At 67.8% G+C, this 21,348-nt stretch carries 17 protein-coding genes and 1 riboswitch; of the genes, 7 read left to right on the forward strand and 10 right to left on the reverse strand.

Translation table 11 applies throughout. The features are described from left to right. Positions 1 to 103 precede the first annotated feature (103 nt). Positions 104 to 326: riboswitch (cobalamin riboswitch) on the reverse strand. Positions 327 to 468: 142 nt separating this feature from the next. After that, positions 469 to 1,047 (forward strand): histidine phosphatase family protein, encoded by a 579-nt coding sequence (locus ACZK13_RS02345; protein WP_032128728.1) that lies wholly within the window; start codon positions 469 to 471, stop codon positions 1,045 to 1,047. A 91-nt stretch (positions 1,048 to 1,138) separates the two neighbouring features. Here the strand turns inward: ACZK13_RS02345 and ACZK13_RS02350 are convergent, their stop codons facing one another. Further along, complete coding sequence (locus tag ACZK13_RS02350) at positions 1,139 to 1,501, reverse strand: TfoX/Sxy family protein (RefSeq protein WP_032128727.1); 363 nt, start codon at positions 1,499 to 1,501, stop codon at positions 1,139 to 1,141. Continuing rightward, positions 1,498 to 1,980: a GAF domain-containing protein gene (locus ACZK13_RS02355; protein ID WP_004140850.1), complete on the reverse strand. Its 483-nt coding sequence runs from the start codon at positions 1,978 to 1,980 to the stop codon at positions 1,498 to 1,500. The genes ACZK13_RS02350 and ACZK13_RS02355 overlap by 4 nt, the downstream gene beginning before the upstream one ends. Positions 1,981 to 2,048: 68 nt before the next feature. Between ACZK13_RS02355 and bioD the strand changes: the two genes are divergently transcribed. Beyond that, positions 2,049 to 2,732: a dethiobiotin synthase gene (gene bioD, locus ACZK13_RS02360; RefSeq protein WP_253143389.1), complete on the forward strand. Its 684-nt coding sequence runs from the start codon at positions 2,049 to 2,051 to the stop codon at positions 2,730 to 2,732. A 75-nt stretch (positions 2,733 to 2,807) separates the two neighbouring features. On the opposite strand, the gene ACZK13_RS02365 is transcribed toward bioD, so the two are convergent. The 4 genes from ACZK13_RS02365 to msrB form a co-directional block, all read right to left on the reverse strand. Continuing rightward, positions 2,808 to 4,256 (reverse strand): aminotransferase-like domain-containing protein, encoded by a 1,449-nt coding sequence (locus tag ACZK13_RS02365; RefSeq protein WP_253143390.1) that lies wholly within the window; start codon positions 4,254 to 4,256, stop codon positions 2,808 to 2,810. A 202-nt stretch (positions 4,257 to 4,458) separates the two neighbouring features. After that, a complete protein-coding gene (gene msrA / locus ACZK13_RS02370; protein ID WP_253143391.1) occupies positions 4,459 to 5,196 on the reverse strand; it encodes a peptide-methionine (S)-S-oxide reductase MsrA in 738 nt (245 codons plus the stop codon). Positions 5,197 to 5,210: 14 nt separating this feature from the next. Then, entirely contained in the window at positions 5,211 to 6,980 is a 1,770-nt protein-coding gene (locus ACZK13_RS02375; protein ID WP_125892473.1) for a cytochrome c biogenesis protein DipZ, read from the reverse strand. 2 nt (positions 6,981 to 6,982) lie between these two features. After that, positions 6,983 to 7,555 (reverse strand): peptide-methionine (R)-S-oxide reductase MsrB, encoded by a 573-nt coding sequence (gene msrB / locus ACZK13_RS02380; protein WP_125892475.1) that lies wholly within the window; start codon positions 7,553 to 7,555, stop codon positions 6,983 to 6,985. Positions 7,556 to 7,699: 144 nt separating this feature from the next. Here msrB and ACZK13_RS02385 point away from each other — a divergent pair, with 144 nt between their 5' ends. Both ACZK13_RS02385 and ACZK13_RS02390 read left to right on the forward strand, forming a co-directional pair. Further along, positions 7,700 to 8,419 carry a response regulator transcription factor gene (locus ACZK13_RS02385; protein WP_014645826.1) on the forward strand — a complete coding sequence of 240 codons (720 nt, stop codon included), beginning with the start codon at positions 7,700 to 7,702 and terminating at the stop codon, positions 8,417 to 8,419. Beyond that, entirely contained in the window at positions 8,416 to 9,885 is a 1,470-nt protein-coding gene (locus ACZK13_RS02390; protein WP_180837565.1) for a sensor histidine kinase, read from the forward strand. Before ACZK13_RS02385 ends, ACZK13_RS02390 begins: the two co-directional genes overlap by 4 nt. Here the strand turns inward: ACZK13_RS02390 and ACZK13_RS02395 are convergent. Continuing rightward, positions 9,882 to 11,228 carry an ATP-binding protein gene (locus ACZK13_RS02395; RefSeq protein WP_253143392.1) on the reverse strand — a complete coding sequence of 449 codons (1,347 nt, stop codon included), beginning with the start codon at positions 11,226 to 11,228 and terminating at the stop codon, positions 9,882 to 9,884. The genes ACZK13_RS02390 and ACZK13_RS02395 overlap by 4 nt on opposite strands. Further along, complete coding sequence (locus ACZK13_RS02400; RefSeq protein ID WP_010484092.1) at positions 11,225 to 11,914, reverse strand: winged helix-turn-helix domain-containing protein; 690 nt, start codon at positions 11,912 to 11,914, stop codon at positions 11,225 to 11,227. The genes ACZK13_RS02395 and ACZK13_RS02400 overlap by 4 nt, the downstream gene beginning before the upstream one ends. 349 nt (positions 11,915 to 12,263) lie before the next feature. Here ACZK13_RS02400 and asnB point away from each other — a divergent pair, with 349 nt between their 5' ends. Continuing rightward, complete coding sequence (asnB, locus tag ACZK13_RS02405) at positions 12,264 to 14,165, forward strand: asparagine synthase (glutamine-hydrolyzing) (RefSeq protein ID WP_121504809.1); 1,902 nt, start codon at positions 12,264 to 12,266, stop codon at positions 14,163 to 14,165. A 373-nt stretch (positions 14,166 to 14,538) separates the two neighbouring features. On the opposite strand, the gene ACZK13_RS02410 is transcribed toward asnB, so the two are convergent. Both ACZK13_RS02410 and queD read right to left on the reverse strand, forming a co-directional pair. Then, a complete protein-coding gene (locus ACZK13_RS02410; protein ID WP_253143393.1) occupies positions 14,539 to 14,886 on the reverse strand; it encodes a phasin family protein in 348 nt (115 codons plus the stop codon). Between the two features lie 117 nt (positions 14,887 to 15,003). After that, complete coding sequence (gene queD, locus ACZK13_RS02415) at positions 15,004 to 15,366, reverse strand: 6-carboxytetrahydropterin synthase QueD (RefSeq protein ID WP_005407953.1); 363 nt, start codon at positions 15,364 to 15,366, stop codon at positions 15,004 to 15,006. A 192-nt stretch (positions 15,367 to 15,558) separates the two neighbouring features. Here queD and ACZK13_RS02420 point away from each other — a divergent pair, with 192 nt between their 5' ends. Then, entirely contained in the window at positions 15,559 to 18,198 is a 2,640-nt protein-coding gene (locus ACZK13_RS02420) for a TonB-dependent receptor (RefSeq protein WP_253143394.1), read from the forward strand. 74 nt (positions 18,199 to 18,272) lie between these two features. After that, entirely contained in the window at positions 18,273 to 20,867 is a 2,595-nt protein-coding gene (locus ACZK13_RS02425; protein ID WP_253143395.1) for a M14 family metallopeptidase, read from the forward strand. Positions 20,868 to 21,348 lie beyond the last annotated feature (481 nt).

A 21,348-nucleotide genomic window follows, 5' to 3' on the forward strand; every position in this document is an offset into this window, starting at 1 on the left:
GTGCCACGCACGCCCGCGTGGCGAAGGGGAGGAGCCGCAAAGGCAGGCATGCGCCGACGCCGCAGCACAGGCCGCGATCATCCAGCGCCATGCCCACCGCATTGCGACCTGAGGCTTCCGGGCCGGTCTCCGGGCTCGCCGCCAGGTGGCGCGAGGCCACCGTCCAGGCGCCTTCCCATGCCTGCGGCACAGTGGCGTTGTTGCCTGGAACTGACGTGCTTACCGTTGCGGGGGCAGCGCCGGCCTGGCGTGGAATCACGCGTCACCGGCTTCCCGTTTCAACCTGCCGGCCGTGGCCGCAGGTCACCTGGAAGTGCGCGCAGTCTACGGCATCGCAGGCGGCCCGTAGCGTCGAGCCTGCTCGACTGCCTTTGCTGTGCCCTTAGAATGGTCCCTCGATCCCGTGGTGCCGTTACCGATGTCCGCCCGTTTTCCGCTTTTCCCGCGTTGCCTGTACAGGACGCACGCATGATCCTCGACCTGGTCCGCCATGCCGGCAACGGTCGCGATGAGTTCCTCGATGGCCGCAGCGATCCACCGCAGCTGGCCCGCCTGCCGCAGGAACTGGTCGACGCCTACGCTGCGCAGCCCTGGGAGCGGGTGATCAGTTCGCCGCGGCTGCGCTCGCTGCACACGGCGATGGCCCTGGCCACCCCGCGCGGGCTGGACGTGGAAGCGGACGAGGAATGGGAAGAGCTGGATTTCGGCGATTGGGACGGGCAGTCGCTGTTCGACCTGCCGGAGGATGCATTGGCGGCCTTCCATGCCGACCCGCATGCATTCCCGCCGCCGAACGGCGAAAGCTGGGGCCACTTCGAGCGGCGCATCGCGCGCGCGCTGGATCGCCTGCTTGATGATGACGATCCGGTGCCGACGCTGGTGGTCAGCCACGGCGGCCCGCTGCGCATGGTGCTGTCGCAGGTCTGCGGCCTGCCGATGTCGCTGTGCTGGGCCCTGCGTATTGACCACGGCACACGCCTGCGGGTGTGGCTGGAGCGCGGCGAGGTCGGGCTGGTGGGCGAACTGCTGGAGCTGCAGCAGCCCTGACCGCACTCGCCGGGCATGACCCGGCGCTACCGATCCCGCATCACAGTGGTAGTGCTGGCCGCTGGCCGGCATCCCCAGGAACGCGGAGGCCTTAATCCTCGTCCGCGCGCTCGGCCACGCTGTCCTCAGCGTCGTCGTCAGCATCGAAGCGCTGCTCATGCACCGGACCCGAAGCGGGGCCGGCCGCCTTCAGCGGATGCGCAGCGATGCGCGCTTCGTAATCCTGCACCAGCGCCTCACGCTGCGGCTCGCTCAGTTCCTGCCAATGGCAGTCCAGCAACGCGCCTTCCAGTGAATAGAGCAGGTTCAGGCTGGGCTTGAAGCCGGCGCGCTTGACCTTGACGAAGGCACCGACCGCGCCGATCGCAACCAGATCTTCGCGGCTGCGCAGGCCGACCTGACGCAGCCACGCCGCACTCTTCGGGCCGATGTTGCGCAGCTTCGGTGCGCTCATCCCAGCGCCTCGACGAACACGCGGGCGATCGCCTCCAGGCCGGCTTGGTCGTCAGCATCGAAGCGGCCGACCTTCGGGCTGTCGATGTCGAATACGCCGATCAGTTCATCGCCGCGCAGCAGCGGCACCACCAGTTCCGAACGCGAGGCCGAATCGCAGGCGATATGGCCGGGGAAGGCATCGACGTCGTCCACGCGCTGGGTCACGCGCTGGCTGGCGGCGGCACCGCACACGCCCTTGTCCAGCGGGATGCGCACGCAGGCCGGCAGGCCCTGGAACGGGCCGACCACCAGCTCCTTGCCGTCATACAGGTAGAAGCCCACCCAGTTCAGGTCGGGCAGGGCGTGGTAGACCAGTGCGGAGAGGTTGGCCGCGTTGGCGATGCGGTCGGACTCGGCGTAGACCAGGCCACGGGCCTGTTCCAGCAGCTGGGCGTATTGTTCCGGCTTGCTGCCGGTGAGCGAGGCATTGGCGAACATGCCCGCAGTCTAGCAAGCACGCCGGGCCGGCGATAATGCACGCTCTGTTGCCCCGCTGGAGCTTATCGATGCCGTTGCCCGCCACGCTGCCGCCTGCCCTGTTCGTCACCGGCACCGATACCGAGATCGGCAAGACCGCGGCCAGCACCGCGCTGCTGCATGCACTGCGCCGGCGCGGCCTGCGCGCAGTCGGCATGAAGCCCGTGGCCAGTGGCAGTGAAGATCTGGGGCAGGGCCTGCGCAACGAGGACGCGCTGGCGCTGCAGGCGGCCAGTTGGCCGGTGCCGGACTATGCCGACCTGAACCCGTACGCGCTGCGGCAACCGCTGGCGCCGGAGCTGGCCGCTGCCGAGGATGGCGTGCAGGTGGAACTGGCACCGATCGTGGCCGCGTTCGAACGTCTGCGTGCGCAGGCCGATGTCGTGGTGGTGGAGGGTGTTGGCGGTTGGCTGGCGCCGGTCTCGACCACGCTGGACCAGCTTGACCTGGTGCGTGCATTGCATCTGCCGGTAGTACTTGTGGTCGGCATGCGGCTGGGCTGCATCAACCACGCACGGCTGACTGCGCAGTCGCTGCAGGCCAGCGGCGTGGAGTGCCTGGGCTGGATCGGCAACCACATCGACCCGGTGATGCAGCGCCAGGATGAGAACATCGCGACGTTGCAGCAGCGCCTGCCGATGCCGTGCTGGGGGCGGCTGCCGTATCTGCCGGGAGCGGATGGCGAAGCGCTGAGCGCGCACCTGCTCGAATGATCCTGGGTAGTGCCGGCCGCTGGCCGGCAACTGCATCCACCCGGCGATCCCGAGGTTGCCGGCCAGCGGCCGGCACTACCGTGTTGCAGCTGTCAGCTCCTTCGCGATCGCACCGAGCCGCTCAACCGCACCGATGAAGCGCGCATCCAGCGTCTGGCAGCACGACAGACGCAGGCAGTGGCGATAACGCGCACCACGCGAATACACCTGGCCGGGCATGAACACGATGTCCTCTACCAGCGCACGTTCGAACAGCTCACGCGTATCCACGCCCGGCAGTTCGAGCCACAGCAGGAAGCCGCCTTGCGGCTCGGTGGCACGGGTGCCGGCCGGGAAGTGTTCGGCCACCAGCTGGCGCAGCCGTCCCACCTGTTCGCGGTACAGCCGGCGCATGCGATGCAGGTGGTGTTCGTAGCTGCCTGCTTCCAGATACGCCGCCACCGCATCGCCCAGCAGCTGAGGCTCGCCACCGGTGGACTGGAACTTGAGCAGTGCGATGCGCTCGGCGAAGCGCCCCCCGTCCAGCCAACCGATGCGGTAATCCGGCGCCAGCGTCTTGGAGAAACCACCGACCACCATCACCCAGCCATCGCGATCGAAGGCCTTCAGCAAGGGCGCCGGCGGTTCGCAGAACTGCAGCTCGGCGTACACCGCATCCTCGATCAGCGGCAGTTGCCGTGCGTTGACCAGTTCGGCCAGGCGTTGCTTGGCGGGTGTCGGCATGGTGCAGCCCAGCGGATTGTGCACGGTGGGCATCACCACCAGTGCGGCCAGCGGCGTGTGCTCCAGCAGCGCATCCAATGCGTCGACATCCAGCCCGTGCTGCGGGTGGGTGGGCAGCTCGATGGCCTGCAGGCCGAGGTTGGCCAGCAACGGGTACAGGTTGAAGTAGGACGGCGCCTCGATGCCCACCGCATCACCGGGTTGGGTAACCGCACGCAACGCCAGCTGCAGGGCCTCCATCGCGCCGTGGGTCAGCAGCAGCCGCTCGCTATGGGTGTGCAGGCCCATGCGTGGACCGCGACGCACGATCTGCGCCAGCAGCCTGGGGGAGCCGTTTGGGCGCGCATAGGTTTCCACTGTCTGCTGGCCGTGCCGCAGCACCTGCGCGGTATGCCGGGCCAGCTGCGCGCCCGGATAGAACTGGCGCCCGCGCGGACCGGCGAAGGCCAGGTCGATCACTCCGGAGCGACGTTGTGCCTCCAGCACGCGCGCCATCAGCACCTGCTGCAGTGGTGCGGTGGGTGCGGACGGGGTATCACGCAGCGAACGCTCTGGCACCGACAATCGCGGCGCGACCTCGAAGCCGGCCTTGGGCCGCGGAATGACCAGGCCGGCGTCCTCCAGCTGGCGATAGGCCGCGATCACCGTGTTCAGGCTGAGCCTTCGCTGCAGGGCCATCTGCCGCAGTGAAGGCAGGCGGCTGCCGACCGGAAGGCGTCCGCCGTGGATGGCTTCGGCCAGTTCATCGGACAGCCGTTGGTAGCGGGGTGGGATCATCGCGCCCTGGTCATCTGTATCCATCGAATTTCCCGCCATCTGGTTCTGTACCCATGATGATGGCGAGCCTAGCATGTCGTTGTCGGACGGGCCTGATCGGGGCACGGCCGATACTTCCCAAGCGCACGGCTGGATGGCCGTGCGTCTTTTTGGAGGTGGTACCGGCCGCTGGCCGGCGATCCCCAGATCCGCAGGAGCCGGCCAGCGGCCGGCACTACCCGGGTCGTTACCGCATCGGCACCAGTGCCGCGTCGCGCCGGTACAGCGCCGGGAACTGCTTGCCCAGTGCCGCCAGCTTCGGTGCGTCGTAGTAGCGGATGTAGGCCGCCCGCGGGTAGTTGGTCATGTAGTTCTGGTGGTAGCTCTCGGCCGGGTAGAAGTGCTGGCCGCTGACCAGCTGGGTGACGATCGGTGCGCGGTAGCTGCCGGCCTGGCCGAGCTGGGCGATGTAGGCGCGGCTGGCCGCCTGCTGGCGTGCGTCATCACTGAAGATCGCCGAGCGGTACTGGCTGCCGTGGTCCGGTCCCTGTCGATTGAGCTGGGTCGGATCGTGCACCACCGAGAAGAACACCTGCATCAGCTGGCCATAGCTGACCTGGCGCGGGTCGTAGTCGATCTTCACCGCCTCGGCATGACCGGTCTGGCCACCGCTGACGCGCTCATAGCGCGCATTGGCCGCGCTGCCACCGATGTAGCCGGACACCGCATTGCTCACGCCTTTGACGTGCTGGAACACGCCCTGCACGCCCCAGAAGCAACCGCCGGCGAACACCACGCTGGCATGGGTGGCGTCATCGCGGAACGCGGCGTCGCCGCTGGGCGCCGGTAGTGCCTTGGCCTGCGCGCTGGCTTCCAGCGGTGCCGCGACTGCGCCGTGGTCGACCAGCAGCACGCCAGCGATCAATGCAGTAGCTACCAAGCCGGCGACACCGGCGGCGATACCTTGTTCAAAAGAGAGTTTCATCGTGTGCTCCCGTTTCAACCGAAGGTGAAGGCATAGGCCTGCACGCCCGCATCGAGAAATTCGATCTCGAAGCGATGCGGGCCGACCGCGCCGCGCTGGCGCACCAGCTGGTACAAGCGGTGTTCGTTGACCACGCCGCTGCCATCGGCGCCGACATCGCTGCCGGCATCGGCGGCGGGCAGCGGCTTGCCATCCAGCCAGACGCGGAAGCGCACTGGCTTGCCGTCCTCGTTCGGTGCCAGCACCAGGTGCAGGTCACGTGCGTGGAACTGGAAGGCGATGCGGCCACCGGCCTGCTGCAGCTGTGCGGCCTCGTCGGTGACGGTCCAGCGCCCGGACAGTCCCCATTGGTTCAACGCCAGAGTGGTGGGCAGCGTGTAGTCGAACGCGGTGTCGCTGCGCTGCCCGCCGGGCGAGGCGAACTGCTCGGCGCGGGCGTGGCCCAGATAGGTTTCCGGTGAACGCAGGTTGCCCATGTCGGCCTGCGCGGCCACGCCCTTCAGATCGGCGGCGGCCGGATCGGCCGGCGGCGGCAGATTCGACTGGCCCGCTTCGGTCAGCAGGCGACGGATCATCTGTTCCGAGCGCGCGTAGTTGCCTTCGCCGAACTGGTGGCCGCGGATGTTGCCCTGCGCATCGACGAAGTACTGCGCCGGCCAGTAGCGGTTGTTGAACGCGCGCCAGATCGTGTACTGGTTGTCGAGCGCCACCGGGTACTCGACCTTCAGCTGCTGCACCGCCTTCATCACGTTGCGGGGGTCACGTTCGAAGGCGAATTCCGGCGTGTGCACGCCGACCACCACCAGGCCGTGGTCGCGGTAGCGGCGTTCCCATTCGTGCACGAACGGCATCGCGCGCAGGCAGTTGATGCAGGAGTACGTCCAGAAATCGACCAGCACCACCTTGCCGCGCAGCTGCTGTGCACTCAGCGGCGGGCTGTTGAGCCAGCCGGTGGCGCCATCCAGCGCGGGCAGGGTGCCCTCCACCGGCAGCGGTGCATCGGCACCGGCATTGGCACCGGCCATCATCATCATCGGCGGTGCAGCCGGCTGCGCGCCCGGCACTGCGTCCAGCAGGCTTTGCTCGATGCGCGCGGTGCTGACCGTGGACAGGCGGGTCAGCAGGCCGGTATCCCAGCCGAGGCCGATCGCCACGACGGCCAGCAGCGCGGCCACGCCCAGTACCTTGCGCAGGACATCGCCGAGGCCGAGCCGCGCCTGCATCGCGCGGAACACCCGGCCGCCGATCCACACCGCCAGCGCCAGTGCGGTGATCGCACCCAGTGCATAGGCCAGCAGCAGCGCAGTGGTGCCGACGCTGGCGCCATGCAGGGCGGCGCCGGTCAGCACCAGGCCGAGGATCGGCCCGGCGCACGGTGCCCACAGCAGGCCAGTGGCGATGCCGATCAGCAGCGAGGTCCACGCGCCGCCGTGCCCCGCGGCATCCGCCGCATCGGCGCGTGCGCTCAGGCGGGCACCCACGCGCTGGAACGGTGCCAGCAGGTGGTCGGCCAGCCGCGGCCAGAGCAGCGCGATCGCGAACAGCGCCATCAGCAGCAGGGCGATCCAGCGTCCGACCTGGTTGGCCTGTGCCACCCATTGGCTGCCCACCGCGGCAAGGCTGGCGACCACGGTGAAGGTGAGCGCCATGCCCAGCAGCAACGGCAGCGTGCTGCGCAGGAACGGGCGATCGGCACGCGCGAACACGAACGGCAGCACCGGCAGGATGCAGGGGCTGAGCAGGGTCAGCGCGCCCCCGAGGTAGGCAAGCAGCAACAGCAGCATCGTCAGGCTCCGGAAGCAGGGGAAGAACCGACCGGCACCCGCCAGCCGTCGGCAGTGCCAGCAGGGGCACCGGGAACGAACACCATCGCCGCACCGTTCATGCAGTAGCGCAGCCCGGTCGGGCGTGGCCCATCGTTGAACACATGGCCGAGATGGCCGCCGCAGCGGCGGCAGTGCACCTCCACCCGCAGCATCCCGAAGGTGACGTCGCGGTCTTCGCCGATGGCGTTGTGCAGCGGTGCCCAGAAGCTGGGCCAGCCGGTGCCGCTCTCGAACTTGGTGGAGGAGGAGAACAGCGGCAGCGCACAGCCGGCGCAGGCGAAAGTGCCCTGCCGATGTTCCTTGTTGAGCGGGCTGCTGTACGGGCGCTCGGTGGCCTGCTGGCGCAGCACCGCGTACTGCGCCGGGGTCAGTTGCTGGCGCCACTGCGCATCGCTGTGCATGACCTCGAACTGTCGCGACGGACGCGCTTCGGCGGCGGCCGGGGCTGCGCGGCTGCAGGCCCCCAGGCCGAGCAGGCCGGCGGCGGTGGCAACACCGCCCAGGCCCAACAGATGGCGGCGGGTTAGGGACATGGCGGACTCCGGGAAGGGGCGACGGGGCCATGCTGCGCCCGCCCGGGTCAACGAATCCTCACGCAGGATTCAATTTTTCGTGAGGTATCGGCGGCCGTCCCGCGCCACAATGCAGCCAGCTTCCCCACTGGCCCCGAGCTGCCAATGTCCACCAAACGCGTGCTGATCGTTGAAGACGATGCCCACATCGCCGACCTGCTGCGCATGCATCTGGGCGATGAGGGCTACGACGTCGCCCATGCCGCCAGTGGCGACGCCGGCCTGCGCCTGCTCGAGCAGGACGGCCCATGGGATGCGCTGGTGCTGGACGTGATGCTGCCCGGTGTCGACGGCCTGCAGGTCTGCCAGCGTGCACGCGCGATGGCGCGCTATGTGCCGATCATCATCATAAGCGCGCGCGGCAGCGAAACCCAGCGCATTGTCGGCCTGGAGCTGGGCGCGGACGACTACCTGGCAAAACCCTTCTCGATGCCGGAACTGGTGGCACGGGTACGCGCGCTGCTGCGCCGCGCCGAGGCGATGGCGCAGAGCGCGCGCATCGATGCCGGCGCAATCGAGCTGGGTGGGCTGCAGCTGGATCCGGTCGCGCGCACCGCGTCGGTGGATGGCAATACGTTGGAGCTGACGCCGCGCGAATTTGATCTGCTGCTGTTCTTCGCCCGTCATCCGGACCAGGTGTTCGCGCGCATGGAGCTGCTCAACCAGGTCTGGGGCTATCAGCACGATGGTTACGAGCATACGGTCAATACCCATATCAACCGCCTGCGCAGCAAGATCGAGCCGGACCCGGCCAACCCGCGGCGGCTGCTGACGGTGTGGGGCCGCGGCTACAAGCTGGTCGACCCGGCCGGGGCGGCGGCATGATCAAGCCCAATCTATGGCAGAAGCTGGCGGCGGTGATCGCCGCGCTGATGCTGATGTGCTGCATGGCGTTGCTGGCACTGCAGATGCGCGCCAACACCCGCCATGAGCAGGAAGTGGTGCAGCGGCTGTCGCTGGGCCTGGCCGAACACATCGCCCAGCGCAGCGAACTGATGGACACCAGCGGCATGCGCGATGCGGCGGTGCGTGCGCTGTTCGGCCAGCTGATGGCGGTCAATCCCAGCGTCGAGGTCTACCTGCTGGACGACCAGGGTCGCATCCTCGGCCACGATGCACCCAGTGGGCATCTGGTGCGCAACAAGGTGGACGTGGCACCGTTGCGTCGCCTGCTGGCCGGTGCGCCGCTGCCGATCCTCGGTGATGACCCGCGCAGCGCCGATGGCCGCAAGGTGTTCAGCGCCGCACCATTGATCGTGCAGGGCCGGCCGGCCGGCTATGTATACGTGGTGCTGGTCGGCGAGCACCGGCAGATGCTCGCCGACGATCTTGCCGCGGGCAGCCAATGGAACACCACGCTGTGGTCAGTCGTGCTGGTGGGGGGCCTCGGCCTGTTTGCCGGGCTGGTGGCGTTCTACTGGGTGACGCGTCCGCTGCGGCGCCTGACCCGACGCATCCAGGCGTTCGACATCGACGCGCCGACCCCACTGCCGCCGCCGGAGCCACTGCGGCCCGGTGAGCGCGATGAACTGGTGATCCTGGAACACGCACATGCGCAGATGGCGCAGCGCCTGGGGGAGCAATGGCAGCAGCTGCGCCAGCAGGACCTGCAGCGGCGCGAACTGGTGGCCAACATCTCGCATGACCTGCGCACGCCGTTGTCGTCGCTGCACGGCTACCTGGAAACGCTGGCGCTGAAGGACGCCACGCTGTCCCCGGACGAGCGCCGCCGTTACCTCGGTATCGCGCTGGCGCAGAGCGCCAAGGTTGGTCGGCTGGCGCGCGCGCTGTTCGAGCTGGCGCGGCTGGAGCATGGCGAAGTGCGCCTGGAGTGGGAAGTGTTCGCGCTGCCGGAACTGCTGCAGGACGTACTGCAGAAATTCGAGCTGGCGGCGCAGGCACGCAACCAGCGCCTGCACGCCGCGTTCCCGCCCGGCCTGCCGCTGGTGCGTGCCGACCTGGGCCTGGTCGAGCGCGTGCTGACCAACCTGCTCGACAATGCATTGCGGCACGCACCGGAAGGTGGCCGGATCGAAGTGTGCCTGCGTGCGACCGCGGACAGCATCGAGGTGAGCGTGGCCGATGATGGTCCCGGCGTGGCAGCGGCGCTGCGTGCGCAGTTGTTCCAGGCGCCGGCCGCGCTGGGCGCACGGCGTGGCGAGAACGGTGGGCTTGGCCTGCTGATCGTGCAGCGGATCGTGCAGCTGCATGGCCGCCGCATCGAACTGCGTGACAGTGAGCGTGGCGCGCTGTTCGTGTTCGCGTTGCCGCGCGCGGAGCCGGCGGCCTAGCAGGCCGCCTCGCTCTCCACGGCACCGCCGCTTTCCAGCGGCAGGTGCAGGCGGATGCAGGCACCGCCCAGCTCCGAATCGGTCACTTCAACGTGGCCGCCATGCTTGTCGGCCACCACCTGCACCAGCGCCAGGCCGAGGCCGAAACCGGGGCTGCCCGGATCCAGCCGCACATAGGGTTGCAGTACCTGGCCGCGCAGTTCGGGCGCGATACCGGGGCCGTCGTCCTCCACCTGCAGGCACAGCCAGCCGTCGTTGACCGTGCTGGCGATACGGATCTGCCGCCGTGCGTAACGCAGGGCATTGCCGAGCAGGTTGCGCAGCGCCAGTTCCAGCATATGCCGGTTGACGTTGACCAGGCCTGCCGGCGACAGCACCTGCTGTACCGGCAGCGGCAGCGGTGCGAACTGGGCCACCACGCCACGGACCAGTGCCGCCAGCTGCAGGCGCTGGCGGGTCAGCTGATGGCAGCGGCCCAGCGCGGCGTACTCGACGCCGGCATCGGTGAGGTGCTGCAGGCGATCGACGTCGGTGCGCAGGCCACCCAGCGCATCGCGCTGGATCTCGTCGAGTGCGGTGTCCTCCAGGTCGGCCAGGCCGAAGCGCATCCGCGCCAACGGCGTGCGCACTTCATGCGCGACCGCCTGCGCCAGCACGCGCTGGCTCTCCAGCAGCTGCTGCAGCTGCTCGGCCATGTGGTTGAAGGCATTGGCCAGCGGCCGCACCAGCGCGGTGCCGGCACGCGGCGCACGCGTATCCAGCTGGCCGTCGCGCATCTGCCGCGCCGCCTGTGCCAGCTGCGACACATCGCGCCACAGGCGGTAGACCATTACATACATCGGCAGCGCCACGGCCACCATCAGGATCAGCAGCAGGATCGCCACGCCGGACACTTCGCTGTCCTGCCAGCCTTCCTCAGGCAACGCTTCATCCAGTGGCCCCAGCATCACGGCATAGTCGCTGTCGCCGATCCGCTGCAGGCTGCGCATGTGTTCCAGGTCGATCTGCACACGGCCGTTGTTGAACGGCGGTCGCTGGCTGGCCGACAGCGCCTTCTCCGCCTCGGCCAGCGGCACCATCCGCAGGGCATAGGCGAAGTCGGCGTCGAGCCCTCGTGCCAGCGCCGGCCACTGGTCACGTGGTGTTTCCGCGAAGCGTTGCTGCAGCAGCGCATGGGTGCCACGCATCTCGGCCAGCAGGCTGGCTTCGGTGCGGTCTTCCAGCAGCGCATCCCAGGCCCACAGGCCCAGCACGATCAGCAGCAGGTGGGCGACCAGGAAGCCGATGCCGTAGCGCAGGAAGTGGAAGGCGTGGCCGCGCATCGCCGAGTGCGTGCGCTTCATCCCCATGCCGAGCGGCTGAACAGGTAGCCGCGTCCACGGACGGTCTTGATCCGCTCCGGTTGTTCAGGGTTGTCGCCCAGCTTGCGGCGCAGGCGCGAGATGCGCGCATCGATCGAACGGTCCAGGCCGTCAAAGGCGATGCCACGCAGGCCGCGCAGCAGCGCATCGCGGTCCAGGATCTGGCCGGCGTTGCTGGCCAGCAGGAACAGCAGGTCGAACTCGGCCGTGGTCAGCTCCAGCAGGCCGCCCTGCAGGTGCACGTTGCGGGTGGACGGGTCGATGTTCAGCTCGCCGAAGCGCAGGCTGCCGTCGCGCGGTTCGACCCGGCGATGGCGGCGCAGGTGGGCACGCAGGCGGGCGAGCAGCACCCGCGGTTCGATGGGTTTACCGATGTAATCGTCGGCCCCCAGCTCCAGTCCCAGCACCTGGTCGATGTTGTCGGTGCGGGCGGTCAGCACACAGATGATGCCGTCATAGTGGGGCCGGATCTGCCGACACACTTCGAAACCATCCTGGTCGGGCAGGCCGACATCGAGCAGGACCAGGGCCGGCTTCTCGGCCAGGATCCGGGCCACCGCGCGCTCACCACTGCGCTCATGGGCCACCTGATAGCCATGCCGCTGCAGATAGTCGCTGACCATCGTACCCAGGCGGGCATCGTCTTCAACCAGTACGATATCCAGCATTTTCAAGGCCTCCGTGGGGCGTACGTACCGCCACGGCACGAGCGCGGCGATGCTATCCCAGCCTGCGGGCCGCCCGGGTCCCGGGGGCGGGCGCCATTCAGCCGGGGTTGCTGGCGCTCGGGCCGGGCCTCAGGCCTGGCAACAACTTGGCGTCCAGCATAGCTTGTTGCCGTTACAAAACGTTACCTTCGTGATACGTCTGGTGACCATCGCTGACAGCAAAGCGACTGACGCGGGGCAGGTGGGGCGCCGAGCATGGAGTCTCCTCCGCTCCGCGTGCCGTTCCCATGTCGCTCGCCGCCCCCTGCCTGCTGAACCCGTCCCGCCGCTGCCGCTGCGGAGGTGCCCGATGAGCGGCGTGGTCGGGGCCTGGTTGCCGCCCGCCGAGGACGAACATCTGCTGCAGCAGCTGGCACCGATGCTGCGCGCCCTGCAGCAGCGTGGCCGGGGCCGCATCGGTTACTGGACCGACGCCGAGGCCGGCCTCGCGCTGGGCCATTGCCGGGCGCCGACCGATACCCCGCTGCAGCCGCTGAGCTCGGATTGCGGCCGCTACGTGTTGTGCTTGGACGGCCGCCTGTACAACCGCGCCGACCTGCAGGCGCAGCTGCGCGAGCTGCCACGCAGCTGCAGCGACGCCCGGCTGCTGCTGCAGGCGATCGTTGAATGGGGCGTAGAGCGGGCGCTGTCGCGTATCGAAGGCGCGTTCGGTTTCAGCGTCTGGGACCGTGAGTCGCGAGCGTTGTGGCTGGCGCGTGATCCGGTGGGCGAGCGGCCGCTGTATTACGGCTGGTTCCAGGGCCAGTTCCTGTTCGCTTCGGAAATGAAGGCGCTGCAGGCCTTCGCCGGTTTCGCCCCGAGCATCGACCAGGATGCGCTGAGCCTGCTGCTGCGCCACGACTATGTGCCGGCGCCGCACACCATCTACCGGGGCATCCACAAGCTGGTGGCCGGCGCGGTGCTGCGCGTCGATCTGGATGACCACGCTGCCGGCGGTTCCAGCCAGGCGGCGGAAGGGGGCGCGCGCTACTGGTGCGCACGCGATGCGATGCAGAGTGCGCTGCAGGAACCCCTGCAGCCGGCGCCGAGCCTGGAACAGGCCACCGACCAGCTGGAAGTGGTGTTGCAGAAGGCGATCGCGGCACGCATGCATTCGCCGCTGGCCTGCGGTGCGTTCCTGTCTGGCGGCACCGACTCGTCGCTGGTGACCGCGATGATGCAGGCGCAGTCGACGCTGCCGATCGAGGCCTGGACGGTCGGCTTCGACGATCCCGGCCACGACGAAAGCGATTGGGCCTCGCAGGTCGCTCGCCACCTGGGTGTGCAGCACCATCTGCACCGGATGGATGCGCGCCAGGGCCTGGACCTGCTGCAGCGCCTGCCGCAGGTCTGGTGCGAACCGTTCGCCGACGCCTCGCAGCTGCCGACCCTGTTGGCCAGCGAACTGCTGGGCGCGCGCAAGCCGGTGGCGCTGACCGGCGACGGTGGCGATGAACTGTTCTTCGGTCATCCCAGCTATGGCCGGGCGCTGCGCAATGCACGCCTCTGTGGTGGCTTGCCGGACTGGGTGCGTGACTTGGCGCGGCGCAGTGGCAACCGCATGAACGTCGAGCGTGGCCGCCTGGGCGGTTGGCGTGCGCTGGTGGCCGAGGTTGCCGCCAACGATGTGGAAGGGCATTACCTGCAACGTGTCACCCGCTGGCGGCAGCCGGCGCAGGTGGTGCTGGGCGCACGTGAGCCGATGACGATCTTCCAGCAGCAGGACACCGCGCTGCCGGCCGAGGCGCGCATCCAGCTGTTGGATTTCCGCATGGATCTGGCCGAGGGCATCCTCGCCAAGGTCGATCGTGCGGGCATGGCGGCGGGCGTGGAGACGCGTGCGCCGCTGCTGGACATGGAGGTGGTGCGTCTGGCCTGGCGCCTGCCGCAGCACCTGAAGTACCACGATGGTGAGCACAAGCGGATCCTCAAGCACCTGCTGGCGCGCTACCTGCCGGAACCGCTGGTGTACCGCCCCAAGCGCGGTTTTGGCCCGCCGATGGCGCGTTGGTTGGCGGGCCCGCTGCGCGATTGGGCGGAGGCGCTGCTGGACCCGCAGCTGTTGCGCAACCAGGGGTGTTTCGATGTTGCGCGCGTGCGCGGTATCTGGGAGGCGTTCCTGCGTGGCGAGCGCAAGTGGCACACGCACCTGTGGAACGTGCTGATGTTCCAGGCGTGGCACCAGCATTGGCACGGTGGTCGCGGGCGCTGAGCGGTTTCTGCATCGCGTGCGGCGGATTGAATCATCGTGGCGCGGGGCGGATGCCCTTGCGTACGAATGTCCTCCGGCGCCTAGTTGAAAGGCGCCACGAGCGCTGCGCTTTACCTGCCGTAAGCCGAGCCTCGTCGGGGCGGGCAGGGGTCTGGGCAAAGTAAAGGAGGAGGTGACGGCCAACGGCCGGCGCCGGGGGACATTTGCCCAGGCCCCTGCCCGCCCCGGCGGGGCCCCTCAGCTCGCAGAGAGTCCAGACGAGGAAGCGCTTTGGAATCCGAACGCCAGGCAAAAAAAGACCCGGCAGAGGGAGGGATCTGCCGGGTCCGGATTGCGCGGGGGGAGGGACCCACGCAATGAGCGTTGCGTCGCGTCAGTGGTTGTTCGCGTCCGCCGTTGATTCGTTGTAGCCCTGCACCAGTTCGGACCAGGCCTTGCTGGCCTGCAGGCTGAGACCGACTACGTCCTGCTGGGCCTGGCCCAGCCGCTGCAGGTTGTCCTGCCACAGCTGTGCGCCCTTGTTGAGCACCCCGGCCGCGTCGTCACTGCGGGCCAGCTCGCCGAGCCAGCCGCCGGTCGCGGTCAGGTTGCGCTCCATCGCCTTCAGCTGCACCCCGAACATGCTTTCCGCGTTCTCCAACGCCAGCCGGTTCGCACGCGTTGCCGCGGCGGCGAGCTGGCGGGTGGCATCACTGAAGCGATCGCTGAAGGCGGTGGCCATGGGGGCATCAGGGAGTGGCTTGATGCAGTGCAGCATACGCCGTTGATGCGGCAATGCAACAAAAATAACAAAGGCGCCCAAGGCGCCTTTGAAACACCTTTCAGATCAATGGGTTGATCAGGCAGTGGGGCCGCGGTAACGGCACCCCGACGTGCAGGTTTCGTGCACGGTGATCTCGCTCAGCGCCGGCAGGCTCGGCTTGAGTTCGTTCCAGATCCACACCGCCAGGTTCTCGCTGGTCGGATTCTCCAGGCCGGGGATGTCATTGAGGTAGTGATGGTCCAGGCGGTCATAGATCGGCTGGAAGGCCGCCTTGACGTCGCCGAAATCCATGATCCAGCCGGTCTGCGCACCCGGCTCGCCCTCGACCTTCAGTTCCACCCGGAACGAGTGGCCGTGCAGGCGCGCGCACTTGTGCCCCGGCGGCACGTTGGGGAGGCGGTGCGCCGCCTCGAGCATGAAGACTTTGAAGATTTCCATGGCGCGATTGTACGCCGCAGGTGGCCGGCCAGCCTGAGCGGATGTTGGGCTTTTGTGAAGTAAGTCTTTTCATCCGGATGAAGAGATGATAGTTTCACTTATATCCGTATGAAGAGATGTTATTGGCCGGACCCCGGCCGGGCATGGACTACTGCGGAACTTCGTCGCCCTTTCCACCTCCCCCACATCGTCATGCCCAAGCACACCCTGCTCGTGGCGGCCCTGGCCGTCGCTCTGGCCGCGCCTTTGTCCGCCGCCGCCGAAACCTTCGCCGACGCCAGTGGCGAAGCCAGCACCCTGGCTGCCGTGCGCGTCACCGGTTCCAACATCAAGCGCACCGATACCGAGGCCTCCAACCCGGTGCAGGTGATCGGCCGCCAGCAGCTGGAACAGACCGGCAAGGCCACCGTGGCCGATGTGCTGCGTTCGATCTCGGCGAACACCGGCAACGCCAGCAACGAAACCACCAACAACGGCTGGGCCTCCGGCTCGGCCGGCATCGGCCTGCGTGGCCTGTCGCAGAAGAACACGCTGGTGCTGCTCAATGGCCGTCGCCTGGCCAACTACGGCTTCCCGGCCGGTGGCCTGTCCGACACCTTTGTTGATCTCAACGCGCTTCCGCTGGTCGCGGTCGAACGCATCGAAGTGCTCAAGGATGGCGCCTCGGCGGTCTACGGCTCCGACGCCGTGGCCGGTGTGGTCAACATCATCACCCGGCAGAACTTCGAAGGCGCCGAGATCGGCGGCAGCTTCGGCGGCGCCGACCAGGGCGGCCTGCACGAGCAGAACCTGAAGTTCGTCGGCGGCCTCGGTGATCTCGATACCGACGGCTACAACATCCTCTTCAGCCTGCAGGGCTACAACCGCGAACGCCTGGATCAGGACGAACGCAACCTGACAAAGAGCGGCATCTACACCGACAAGCCCGGCGGCCGCTGGAACGGCTGGTCGGCCAAGGGTGCGCGCTATCTGGTCAACGGCGTGTCGGTGCCGATGCTCGATGCCAACGGTAACTGCCCGACCGGTACCACCCGCGTTGCCAGCGCGCCGATCGACGGCTTGGCCGGTGATACCTGCGGCTTCAACCAGGCGCCGTTCACCACGCTGATTCCCTCGACCAAGCGCTACCAGGCCTATGCCAACGGTACCTTCCGCCTGAACGACAACGTCGAAGCCTTCGGCGAAGTGCTGTACAGCCAGATCAAGAGCACCGCGTGGTTTGGCAGCAGCCCGTTCTTCACCCTGGAGAGCGGCCGCTTCGCACTGAACGCGGACAGTGGCCTGGCCGAGCCGGTGTCGTCGCTGCTGCCGGCCAACAATCCGTACAACCCGTACGGCCGTGCGATCCCGATCGAGTACACCTTCTTCGACCTGGGCGGCACCCTCAAGACCAACCGCTCCACCGCTTACCGCGGCGTGTTCGGCCTGCGTGGCACCACCGCGAAGTGGGACTGGGAAGTCGCAGCGTTCGGCGCGCGCAGCAGCGAGCGCGAGAGCGTCTCCGGTGGCTTCGCCAACCGCTGGGCGCTGGCCGATGCGCTGGCCACCGGCAGCTACAACCTGCTGAACCCGGCCGCCACGCCGCAGTCGGTGCGCGACTCGATCAACATCGCCACGCTGCGTCCGGCCGAGTCCAAGCTGCAGGGCATCGATGCGAAGATTTCCGGCAGCCTCGGCCATACCTGGGCCGGCGAGATCGGATTCGCCGCCGGTGCCGAGTGGCGCCGCGAGAAGCTCGATTCCAACAACCCGTGGCAGATCGACGCCGGCCTGCAGGTGCGCCCGGCCATCGCCGAAGTGCACGGCAAGCGCCAGGTCAGTGCGGCCTACGCCGAAGTGAACGTGCCGCTGGCATCGACGCTGGAGCTGTCCGCTGCCGCGCGCGCCGATCACTACGATGATTTCGGCGATGCGTTCTCGCCGAAGATCGGCCTGCGCTGGCAGCCGCTCGACTTCCTGCTGGTGCGTGCCTCCGCCTCGAAGGGCTTCCGTGCGCCGTCGCTGTCGGAGAACTCCAACAGCACCAGCATCGCCTACGGCAGCGTGGTCGATCCGCGTGACCCGGACGTGCCGGGCTCGCGTCAGAACCCCACCTTCTTCACCGTCGGCAACAACGAACTGAAGCCCGAGCGCACCAAAAGCGTGAACTTCGGCGTGGTGCTGTCGCCGTGGGCCAACACCAACCTGAGCGTGGACTACTACCGCATCCAGCTGGACAACCTGGTCGGCACCAACAACACCCAGACCCTGGTCAACGACAACGTGGCCGGCGCCGTGCAGCGCGATGAGCGCGGCAAGCTGCAGGCGGTCTACAACCGCTACCAGAACCTGAGCGAGCTGAAGACCTCAGGCATCGACGTCGAGCTGCGCCAGCTCATCCCGACCGCTGCGCTGGGTGACTTCACCGTGTCCTCGGCCTACACCCACGTGCGCGACTACCGTCGCCCGACCGTGGTCGGCGGCCCGCTGGTCGACTACGCCGGCAGCAACCTCGGCGCGACCCTGCCCAAGGACAAGGCCACCACCACGCTGGACTGGAAGTACGGCGACTTCAGCGCAGCGGTGACCTGGTACTACACCAGCGGCTACCGCCAGGAAGCCAGCACCGCCGCCAAGGCCGTGCAGCAGCGTGTCGGCAGCTACAGCCAGTACGACCTGTACCTGGCCTACACCGGCATCGACAAGCTGACCGTGTACGCCAAGGTGCAGAACCTGGCCGACAAGACGCCGCCGTACGACGCCTCGTTCCCGGGCATCCGCGCGCCGTACGACTTCAGCCAGTACGACCTGCGTGGCCGCTACTTCACGCTGGGCTTCGATTACCGCTTCTGATCCATCTGCCGCGGCCGGTCACCTGAAGGGACCGGCCGCGCGACTGTCTGCCGTTGTGTTCCAGGGGAGTCATCGTGTCCTTGCATCGCCGTGCCGTTCTTCCGTTGCTGCTTGCCGCCGCCACCGCACTGTCCTCGCCGCAGCCGGCGCAGGCACAGAGCGCGTACTTCTTCCCGCAGGTCACCGACGCAGCGGCGTTCGATGCAGCGGTGCCCACGCCGGAGCAGTTCCTCGGCTACACGATCGGCAGCCGTTACACCCGGCACGATCAGCTGGTGGCGTACTTCCAGGAACTTGCGAAACGCTCGGACAAGATCAGCGTGCGCGAGATCGGCCGCAGCTATGAAGGTCGCCCGCTGCTGATCGCCACCGTCACTGCTGCAGGCAACCACGCGCGGCTGGAACAGATCCGCCAGCAGCACGCGACCCTGGCCGATCCGGCGCAGCCGCGCAGCGCCGCCGGTGACAGCCCGGTGGTGGTGTGGCTGGGCTACAGCGTGCATGGCAACGAGACCTCCAGTGCCGAAGCGGCGATGCTGACGGCGTACTACCTGGTGGCCAACCGCAGTGCCGAAACCCAGCAGTGGCTGCAGCAGGCGGTGGTGCTGTTCGACCCGGCACAGAATCCGGATGGCCGTGATCGTGCCGCCAACTGGCACAACGCCTGGGCCTCCGATCCGGCTTCGGCCGACCCGGCCGACAAGGAACACGTCGAGCCGTTCCCGCAGGGCCGCACCAACCACTACTTCACCGATCTCAACCGCGACTGGCTGGCCCTGACCCAGCAGGACTCGCGGCCGAAGGTGGAGGTGTTCCACCAGTGGTACCCGAACGTGCAGATCGATTTCCACGAGATGGGCAAGGACAGCACCTACTACTTCGAACCGTCGCCGAAGAGCATGCACAGCCCGCTGATTCCGCCGGCGTCGTACGAGTTCAACAAGACCCTGGCCAAGTACCACGCGCAAGCCTTGGATGCATTGGGGTCGCTGTACTACACCGGCGAGAATTTCGACAACTTCTCGCCGGTCTACGGCTCCACCTATCCGGACTTCCATGGTGCAGTGGGCGTCACCGTTGAACAGGCCAGTTCGCGCGGCCGCGTGCAGGAATCAGTGAACGGCCTGCTGACCTTCCCGTTCACCATCCGCAACCAGGTGGCTACCGGGCTGGGCACGGTGCGGGGTGCAGTGACCGAGCGCAGCGGCCTGTTCGACCTGCAGAAGCAGTTCTTCCAGAGCGCGCTGAAGCAGGCCGCACAGCAGCCGGTGAAGAGCTTTGTGTTCGGCGATGCGCATGATCCGGCACTGACCCGGCGCCTGCTGGAACTGTTGCTGCTGCATCGCATCGAGGTGCGCGCGCTGGATCGTGACGTCAGTGTCGATGGCCAGCGCTTCGATGCCGGCAGCGCCTACGTGGTGCCGGTGCAGCAGGCGCAGTTCCGCCTGGTGCATTCGATCTTTGCCGAGACGCCGCCGATCAAGGGCGATGTGTTCTACGGCAGCACCAGCTACGCGATCGCACCGGCCTACGGCGTGGCCTTCGCCGGTAGCCGCAGCTGCATCGACGGCGGCGCACGCGTGGCGGCGCTGCCCGCGGAGCAGGGCACCCTGCTGGGCGGCCAGGCAGGATTCGCCTACGCGATCGACTGGCGCGACTACAATGCCGGGCGCGCGCTGGCCGCGCTGCAGGGCAAGGGCGTGAATGCACGCGCGGCATTCCAGCCGTTCACCACCGCGACGGCGCAGGGCGAGGTCAGCTTCGCCGCCGGCAGCCTGGTGATTCCGGTGGCCGGGCAACCACTGCAGGGCACGGCGTTGCTTGAGGCAGTGACGTCCGCCGCACGCGAGGCAGGTGTGCAGGTGCACGCGCTGTCCAGTGGCCGCAGCCGCGAAGGCATCGACCTCGGCAGTGACGGCGTCAAAGCGCTGCGCAAGCCCTCGGTGGCACTGGTGATGGGCGAGGGCGTGGCCGCCACCGAAATCGGATCGGCGTGGTTCCTGTTGGACCAGCAGCTGCGGTTGCCGGCCAGCAAGCTGGATCCGCAGCAGCTGGGCAAAGTACCGCTGGACCGTTACACCACCATCGTGTTGTCCGGCGGAACCTATGCCGGCGTCGATGCCACGGCGGTGGCTGCACTGAAGCGCTGGGTGCAGGCCGGTGGTTCGTTGGTGACCTACGGCAGTGCCTCGAAATGGGCGATCGAACAGAAGCTGGCCGACGGCGAGAAGCTCGGCAAGGAAGAAGACGCAGCTGACGAAAGCCGCCGCGCGTTCGGCGATCAGCGCGACATCGCAGCGATCGAGCGGGTCAGCGGCAACATCCTCAGTGCCGATGTTGATACCAGTCATCCGCTGGCGTTCGGTGTGCCGCGCCGGCAGCTGGCGATCAACAAGGAGAACACGGTAACGCTGCAGCCGAGCACGAACCCGTTCTCGACGGTGGTGCGCATCGACACGCCGCCGCGGGTGAATGGATATCTGTCCGAGCGCAACCGCGCGCGGGTGGCAGGCAGCGCGTGGCTGCTGGTGTCGGCGCAAGGGCAGGGCAACGTGGTGCTGTTCGCCGATGATCCGGCGCATCGCAAGTACTGGCACGGGACGGATCGACTGCTGATCAACGCGGTCTTCTTCGGGAATCTGGTGAATCCGAGTAAAGCGCGGGGTTGAGGCTTTGCGCGCCTTGATTGATGCGTGTGGGGGAGGCCGGGCGGGCCGCGCAGGACACGCCGTAAACCCCGCTCCGCGGTCCGGCCCAGCCGCTGGCGGCTGGGCGTTCGGGCGCTCGCGAAGCAGTGCTTCGCAAGCAAAGCACCCTCACCCCTGGGGGCTCGATGGCGCCTTGCTCGTGTGCGCTGTCCTGCGCACACGGCAAGGCCGGGGTTGGGCGTCCTGCCCAACCCGCCCGAGGCATGCCTCGGGCCCATGGCGCCAACGGTCCTGCACAGCTCGCCCGGCCTCCCCTCGACAGTTTCCTACGGGCGCGGACGCATCGAACCCCAAGGCGGGAGCAAGGGCGAAAACAAAAGCAGAACCAGGAATCGCGACTTCGGCTTTTGCCTTTGAATTTGAATTTGAATTTGATCTTTCTTCTCCCGGCTACCCGGCGGGAGAAGAAGGCGCAGGCAATGCTTGAAGCGGATGGGCATGG

The sequence above is a fragment of the Stenotrophomonas sp. 99219_Sma genome, from assembly GCF_056480785.1.

Coding starts and splice junctions, on each gene's coding strand:
- ACZK13_RS02420 (WP_253143394.1), top strand. CDS start 15,559: ATGCCCAAGCACACCCTGCTCGTGGCGGCCCTGGCCGTCGCTCTGGCC.
- ACZK13_RS02410 (WP_253143393.1), bottom strand. CDS start 14,886: ATGGCCACCGCCTTCAGCGATCGCTTCAGTGATGCCACCCGCCAGCTC.
- ACZK13_RS02395 (WP_253143392.1), bottom strand. CDS start 11,228: ATGAAGCGCACGCACTCGGCGATGCGCGGCCACGCCTTCCACTTCCTG.
- ACZK13_RS02385 (WP_014645826.1), top strand. CDS start 7,700: ATGTCCACCAAACGCGTGCTGATCGTTGAAGACGATGCCCACATCGCC.
- ACZK13_RS02350 (WP_032128727.1), bottom strand. CDS start 1,501: ATGAGCGCACCGAAGCTGCGCAACATCGGCCCGAAGAGTGCGGCGTGG.
- queD (WP_005407953.1), bottom strand. CDS start 15,366: ATGGAAATCTTCAAAGTCTTCATGCTCGAGGCGGCGCACCGCCTCCCC.
- msrB (WP_125892475.1), bottom strand. CDS start 7,555: ATGTCCCTAACCCGCCGCCATCTGTTGGGCCTGGGCGGTGTTGCCACC.
- ACZK13_RS02375 (WP_125892473.1), bottom strand. CDS start 6,980: ATGCTGCTGTTGCTGCTTGCCTACCTCGGGGGCGCGCTGACCCTGCTC.
- msrA (WP_253143391.1), bottom strand. CDS start 5,196: ATGAAACTCTCTTTTGAACAAGGTATCGCCGCCGGTGTCGCCGGCTTG.
- asnB (WP_121504809.1), top strand. CDS start 12,264: ATGAGCGGCGTGGTCGGGGCCTGGTTGCCGCCCGCCGAGGACGAACAT.
- ACZK13_RS02355 (WP_004140850.1), bottom strand. CDS start 1,980: ATGTTCGCCAATGCCTCGCTCACCGGCAGCAAGCCGGAACAATACGCC.
- ACZK13_RS02390 (WP_180837565.1), top strand. CDS start 8,416: ATGATCAAGCCCAATCTATGGCAGAAGCTGGCGGCGGTGATCGCCGCG.
- bioD (WP_253143389.1), top strand. CDS start 2,049: ATGCCGTTGCCCGCCACGCTGCCGCCTGCCCTGTTCGTCACCGGCACC.
- ACZK13_RS02400 (WP_010484092.1), bottom strand. CDS start 11,914: ATGCTGGATATCGTACTGGTTGAAGACGATGCCCGCCTGGGTACGATG.
- ACZK13_RS02345 (WP_032128728.1), top strand. CDS start 469: ATGATCCTCGACCTGGTCCGCCATGCCGGCAACGGTCGCGATGAGTTC.
- ACZK13_RS02365 (WP_253143390.1), bottom strand. CDS start 4,256: ATGGATACAGATGACCAGGGCGCGATGATCCCACCCCGCTACCAACGG.